Origin of the sequence: Sphingobacterium bovisgrunnientis, from assembly GCF_009829085.1 — a bacterium.
Lineage (GTDB): Bacteria > Bacteroidota > Bacteroidia > Sphingobacteriales > Sphingobacteriaceae > Sphingobacterium > Sphingobacterium bovisgrunnientis.
In genome coordinates this window covers 1-1,031 of record NZ_WUQY01000084.1, presented here as the reverse complement: position 1 = coordinate 1,031, position 1,031 = coordinate 1, and the positions used below count along the sequence as shown (strand labels likewise).

General features: G+C 43.1%; 1 protein-coding gene. It reads right to left on the bottom strand.

Annotated features, from left to right (window positions below; all coding sequences use genetic code 11):
* A partial coding sequence (ltrA, locus tag GOQ16_RS17190; RefSeq protein WP_160070422.1) for a group II intron reverse transcriptase/maturase occupies positions 1-1,031 on the bottom strand: 1,031 nt, incomplete at both ends.

Genomic DNA, 1,031 nt, shown 5'->3' with positions numbered 1-1,031 from the left:
ACCACTTATCCATATCCCAGAGATTACTCCCCATGTCGGCGAGTTTAAAGTAGTGCATCCAGCCTGTGAGGTATTCCCTAAGGTAGAGAATTCGCTGTTCATCGCTCCAACCCCGACTACGACCAGTTAATACTTTAATCTTAGCTTTCATCTTCCCTAGACTTTTAGGGTGAATACGTAAGCGCGACTCCCCTCGGTAATTGTAGAAACTGTAGCCTAGAAATTTAATCTTCGAGACATAGCTAACAACACTTTTCTCTTTATTGACCTTAAGCATCAGCTTACCTTCAACAAATTTTGTGATGGATTCCATCACTCGTGAGGCGCTCCGTTTACTACGGCACAATATAATAAGGTCATCAGCGTAACGTACAAATTTGTGTCCTCGAGATTCCAGTTCTTTGTCCAGTTCATTAAGCATGATATTGCTCAAAAGTGGACTTAGTGGCCCCCCTTGAGGTACACCTTCTGTAGTTACTTTAGTCCTTCCGTTTATTTCTACACCTGCTCTCAAGTATCGATGGATAAGTGAGATCAGTCTTCCATCTTTGATCGTGCGTGATAATAATTCAATCAGTTTACTGTGATTCATCGTATCGAAAAACTTCTCTAAGTCCATGTCTACGGAATACTTATACCCCTGTTGAATGTATGCCTTGCATTTGATAAGCGCTTGATGCGCATTGCGACCCGGACGAAAACCGTAACTGTGGTCACTGAATTCAGGTTCGTAGATTGGTGTTAGGATTTGACTAATGCCCTGCTGGATGAGCCGATCAACTACTGTTGGGATGCCAAGCATTCGTTTTGACCCATTCTCTTTGGGAATTTCGACACGTCTTACCGGTGCAGGAGAATAATTCCCCTGCTTGATGGATGTTAAAAGTTTCTCCTTATGCTCTCTAAGATAATCTCCAAGGGATTCGACGCCCATCTTATCGATACCGCAAGCACCACGATTACCGACCACTTGTACATAGGCAGCATTTAGGTTCTGACGGCTAAGAAGTTGTTCTAAAAGTCCATCTACT